The 4,691-nt window shown below is 75.1% G+C and carries 6 protein-coding genes; 2 read left to right on the top strand and 4 right to left on the bottom strand.

Annotated features, from left to right (window positions below; genetic code table 11):
- Positions 1-381 precede the first annotated feature (381 nt).
- Positions 382-1,017 carry an HAD family hydrolase gene (locus ACZ407_RS34870; protein ID WP_468135560.1) on the top strand — a complete coding sequence of 212 codons (636 nt, stop codon included), beginning with the start codon at positions 382-384 and terminating at the stop codon, positions 1,015-1,017.
- A 49-nt stretch (positions 1,018-1,066) separates the two neighbouring features.
- Here the strand turns inward: ACZ407_RS34870 and ACZ407_RS34865 are convergent, their stop codons facing one another.
- On the bottom strand, positions 1,067-1,336 hold the full coding sequence (locus tag ACZ407_RS34865) for a hypothetical protein (RefSeq protein ID WP_468135558.1): 270 nt from the start codon (positions 1,334-1,336) through the stop codon (positions 1,067-1,069).
- Positions 1,337-1,513: 177 nt separating this feature from the next.
- Here ACZ407_RS34865 and ACZ407_RS34860 point away from each other — a divergent pair, with 177 nt between their 5' ends.
- Positions 1,514-1,897 (top strand): cold-shock protein, encoded by a 384-nt coding sequence (locus ACZ407_RS34860; protein ID WP_308072668.1) that lies wholly within the window; start codon positions 1,514-1,516, stop codon positions 1,895-1,897.
- A 175-nt stretch (positions 1,898-2,072) separates the two neighbouring features.
- Here ACZ407_RS34860 and ACZ407_RS34855 read toward each other — a convergent pair whose 3' ends face one another.
- From ACZ407_RS34855 to ACZ407_RS34845, 3 genes are all read right to left on the bottom strand, one after another.
- Entirely contained in the window at positions 2,073-2,921 is an 849-nt protein-coding gene (locus ACZ407_RS34855) for a 1,4-dihydroxy-6-naphthoate synthase (RefSeq protein ID WP_468135562.1), read from the bottom strand.
- Between the two features lie 67 nt (positions 2,922-2,988).
- Positions 2,989-3,753, bottom strand: coding sequence for a futalosine hydrolase (locus tag ACZ407_RS34850; RefSeq protein WP_468135556.1), 765 nt, complete (start codon positions 3,751-3,753; stop codon positions 2,989-2,991).
- The gene (locus ACZ407_RS34845) at positions 3,754-4,251 is read right to left on the bottom strand and encodes a DUF2771 domain-containing protein (RefSeq protein ID WP_468135554.1); all 498 of its coding nucleotides are present in this window, start codon (positions 4,249-4,251) and stop codon (positions 3,754-3,756) included.
- Positions 4,252-4,691 lie beyond the last annotated feature (440 nt).

Here is a 4,691-nt window from a genome sequence, read left to right as displayed (position 1 = left end):
GCTTTCCCCTACCCGCCCCTTCCCGAAGTGGGGCTCCGCCCCAGACCCCGCGCCTCAAACGCCGGCGAGGCTGGAATGTGCCCCGCGAGGCTGGAGCGTGCCCGGCGGGGCTGCAATGGGTCCCGGCTGGAATGTGCCCGGCGAGGCTGGAATGGGCCCCGCGAGGGTGGAGGTTGCCCCGCGAAGCTGGAGCCGGCCCCAGCGGGGCTGAAAGGCCCGGGGCTCCGCCCCAGACCCCGCGCCTCAAACGCCGGCGAGGCTGGAATGTGCCCCGCGAGGCTGGAGCGTGCCCCGCGCAGCCGGCGCGTGCGTGGCGGGGCGGAGTCCCAGGGGTTCAGGGGGTGTTCTTCCGGGGGTCATGCCGGTCGGCAGAATGGGGGTATGAGTGCCGCCGCCCCCACCCACCCGCTCACCGTCGGCTTCGACCTCGACATGACCCTGATCGACTCGCGCCCCGGCATCCGCGCGACGTACCAGGAGCTGTCCGCCGCGACGGGGACGTACATCGACGCGGACGCCGCCGTCACCCGGCTGGGGCCCCCGCTCGACGAGGAGCTGGCGTACTGGTTCCCGGCCGAGCAGATCCCCGAGATGGCGGACCGGTACCGCGCGCTGTACCCGCAGCACGCCGTCGCGCGGATCCCCGCGATGCCGGGCGCGCGCGAGGCGATCGAGGCCGTGCAGGCGCTCGGCGGGAGCGCGATCGTCGTGACGGCCAAGCACGAGCCGAACGCCCGGCTGCACCTGGACCACCTGGGGATGCGCCCGGATGCCGTGGTCGGCTCGCTGTGGGCGGAGGCCAAGGCGGAGGCGCTGCGCGCGCACGGGGCTTCGGTCTACGTGGGCGACCACGTGGGCGACGTACGCGGGGCCCGCGCGGCGGGCGCGCTGTCGGTGGCGGTGCCGACCGGCCCGTGTTCGGCGGAGGAGCTGCGGTCGGCGGGTGCCGACGTGGTCCTGCCGGACCTGACGGCCCTGCCGGAGTGGCTCGCGTCGTACGCGGACCGGAGCGCCTGACCGCGCACGGCGCACCGCGCACGGCGTACGCGTACGGCTGCGGCGCGGGTCAGGCCTGCCGGGCCGGGGCCGCGGCGGAGGCGCGGGCCGCGCGGCGCTGGGCCGCGGCCGAGCGGAGGACGCCCGCGCCGGCGATCGCGAAGCCGACGCCCATGAGCATGCACACGGCGTAGGCGACCGGCGGGAACGGGTCGGTGCCCAGGAACAGCGGGGCCATCGTCGCGAGGGTGGCCACCGCGCCGACGATGAAGACGATGCCGCCGGTACGGACCAGGCCGTCCCCGGGGCGGGGTTCGTCGGAAACAGGAGTAGCAGTCACCCGACCAGGGTAGTTCCCTGTCCTGGGCCGCCCGCAGGAAGGACCCCGAGACGTCTTGTCAGCGGGCCCTGGACCATTAGCCTGGATGCGGCGGGTCACAGAGGACCCGCTGTACTGCTGTCCGGAGCCGTTTTTGCGGCATTACGGACCCGACGAACACAAGGACGAGGAACAGACGTGCCTACCGGCAAGGTCAAGTGGTTCAACAGCGAGAAGGGCTTCGGCTTTCTCTCCCGAGACGACGGCGGAGACGTCTTCGTCCACTCGTCGGTGCTGCCTGCCGGGGTCGATGCGCTCAAGCCCGGTCAGCGCGTGGAGTTCGGTGTCGTCGCCGGCCAGCGCGGTGACCAGGCCCTTTCCGTGACCGTCCTGGAGCCCGCGCCCTCGGTGGCCGCCGCTCAGCGCCGCAAGCCCGACGAGCTGGCCTCCATCGTGCAGGACCTGACGACCCTGCTGGAGAACGTGACGCAGCAGCTGGAGCGGGGCCGCTACCCCGACAAGGCGCACGGTTCGAAGATCGCCGGCATGCTGCGGGCGGTCGCCGACCAGCTGGACGTCTAGCCGGCCGCGAGGACGCCCGCAAGGACGCCCGCAAGGAGGCCGGCCAGGACGCCCGTACCGGCGTCCGCGCCCTCCGCAGCGCCCTCCGCAGGGCGTACGCGTCAAACGCATGTGCCCCGCCGCTCGAACGAGTGGCGGGGCACGTTTGTTTGGCGGGCGGGCGCCCCCCGTCCGCTCAGGGGAAGGCGAGGGCGCCCGGGGCCAGGGCCGGGACCAGGCCCTCGGCCGCGGCCCGGGTCAGCAGGCCGCGGACGGCCGCGTACCCGGACTCCCCGAGCGCGGCCGTGAACTCGTTCACGTAGAGGCCGATGTGCTGGTCGGCCACCGCCGGGTCCAGCTCCTGCGCGTGGGCGCGCACGTACGGGCGGGAGGCCTCCGGGTCCTCCCAGGCCATCTGCACCGAGCTGCGGGCCGCGGCGGCCAGCGCGTGCAGGGTCTCGGGGCCGAGCGAGCGCTTCGCGATGATCGCGCCGAGCGGGATCGGCAGGCCGGTGGTGTCCTCCCAGTGCTCGCCCATGTCGGCGAGGCAGTGCAGGCCGTAGTCCTGATAGGTGAACCGGGCCTCGTGGATGACCAGCCCGGCGTCCACCTTGCCGTCGCGCACCGCGGGCATGATCTCGTGGAAGGGCAGGACGACGACCTGCCCGACCCCCTCCGGCAGCACGTCGGCCGCCCACAGCCGGAACAGCAGGTAGGCGGTGGAACGCTCGCTCGGCACGGCCACGGTCCGGCCGCGCAGGTCGAGACCCGGCTCGCGGGTCAGGACCAGCGGGCCGCAGCCCCGGCCCAGCGCGCCGCCGCAGGGCAGGAGCGCGTACTCGTCGAGGACCCAGGGCAGCACCGCGTAGCTCACTTTGAGCACGTCGAACTCGCCGCGCTCGGCCATCCCGTTGGTGATGTCGATGTCGGCGAAGGTCACGTCGAGGGGCGGCGCGCCCGGGACCCGGCCGTGGGCCCAGGCGTCGAAGACGAAGGTGTCGTTGGGGCAGGGCGAGTAGGCGATCAGCAGGGGCTGCTCCTGCATGCCGGTCCGGCCGGTCCGGCCGGTCGTGGTGCCGGTCGTGGTGCCGGTCGTGTCGGCCGGGCCGGTCTCACTGCGCGCGGTCATGGCGGTCTCCCCATCCGTTCAGTACGGGTACGAGGCTGTGGAAGCCGGCGGTGAGCGCGGCCAGCGCCTCGCCGATCCGCCAGGCGGCGCGGTCCCGCGGGCCCACGGGGTTCGAGACGGCGCGGAGCTCCAGGACCGGCAGGCCGTACGCGGCGGCCGCCTCGGCCACCCCGAAGCCCTCCATCGCCTCGGCCCCGGCCATCGGGTGCCGGGCGGCCAGTTCGGCGGCGCGGGCGGCGCTGCCGGTGACGGTGGAGACGGTCAGCACGGGGGCCAGGAGGGCGCCGGAAGCCTCGGCGGCGCGGGCGGCCAGCTCGGCGGGCGGCAGGTGCACGGCCCGGCCGAAGCCGAGCTGTTCGACGGTGTGGAAGCCCTCGGGGGTCTCGGCGCCCAGGTCGGCGGCGACGATCGCATCGGCGACCACGAGGCTGCCGACGGGCGCGGCGGGTGCGAACCCGCCGCCGATGCCCGCGGACACGACGAGGCGGTACGGCCGGCCGGAGGTCTCGGCGACGGCCAGGGCCGTGGCGGTGGCGGCCGCCGCGGCTGCCGGCCCCACGCCTGCGACGAGCACGTCGAGGGCGAGACCGGGGACATCGTGGCGGCTGATGAGGTAGCCGCCGGGGAGGGTGCGCGGGGGCGTGACCGGGCCGCCGCCGGGAGGCGGGGCGGCTGCCGAGCCGGAGCTCAGACCGGCGGCGACGGAGTCGGCCTCCGCCGCCACCGCGGTCACGACGAGCGCGTGCACTTACTTCTTGAGCTTGAGGGTGAAGGACCAGACGGCCTGGGGCTTGCCGTCCTTGCCGACCTGGACGATCGCGAGCTTCTTGGAGGCCGGGGCGTCGCCCTGGCCGCCGGTCGCGAAGACGTCGGCGCCGGGGAAGCTGCGGTAGGTGTTCTCGGAGGGCTCGGTGATCGGCTGCCCGTCGAGGACCGCCTGCCACTTCTTGCCGTCCTCGACGACCTCCGGCTCGACGCCGAGGCGCAGGGTGTCACCGCGCGAGTAGTCGATGGTCTTGGTGGCCTTGAGGCTGCTGAGGCACTCCTGGACCTTCTCCGCGGTCAGCTCCGCCGCGCCCTTGTCCTTGTGGCACTTGGCCTCGGCGGAGACGGACGAGCTGCCGACCGTCACCGTCGCCAGAGGCGTCGGCTTGTCGCAGGCGGAGAGGACGAGGAGGCCGGCGGACACGGCTCCGAGGGCCGCGACGCTGCGGCGGCCCCTACCCGAGAAAAGCGGTGCGGTCATGAGCCGAAGGCTATCGGTCGCGTGCGGTTCGTGGTGCGCGGGGTCGCCGCGTGCCGCGCATGGCGGCCTGACAGGCCTTTTCCCTCCGCGGGCTCCGCCCCCGACCCCCCGCGCCTCAACCGCCACCAAGGCTTGTTTTCGCCCCTCCGGGCTCGCCCCGCCCGGGCCCCTCCCAGCCACACCGACCCCATCCCGGCTGCGCGGGCCCCGCTCCGGCTGCCCCCGACCCCATCCCGGCTGCGCGGGCCCCGCTCCGGCTGCCCCCGACCCCATCCCGGCTGCGCGGGCCCCGCTCCGGCTGCCCCCGACCCCATCCCGGCTGCGCCGGCCCCGCTCCGGCTGCCCCCGACCCCATCCCGGCTGCGCGGGCCCCGCTCCGGCTGCCCCCGACCCCATCCCGGCTGCGCGGGCCCCGCTCCGGCTGCCCCCGACCCCATCCC

It is taken from the genome of Streptomyces sp. NPDC030809 (assembly GCF_055572195.1).
This window is presented reverse-complemented; position numbering and strand designations above follow the sequence as displayed.

Bases quoted from the DNA above. Each gene is read 5' to 3' on its own strand.
- ACZ407_RS34845 (WP_468135554.1), bottom strand. From the start codon at position 4,251: ATGACCGCACCGCTTTTCTCGGGTAGGGGCCGCCGCAGCGTCGCGGCC.
- ACZ407_RS34855 (WP_468135562.1), bottom strand. From the start codon at position 2,921: ATGCAGGAGCAGCCCCTGCTGATCGCCTACTCGCCCTGCCCCAACGAC.
- ACZ407_RS34870 (WP_468135560.1), top strand. From the start codon at position 382: ATGAGTGCCGCCGCCCCCACCCACCCGCTCACCGTCGGCTTCGACCTC.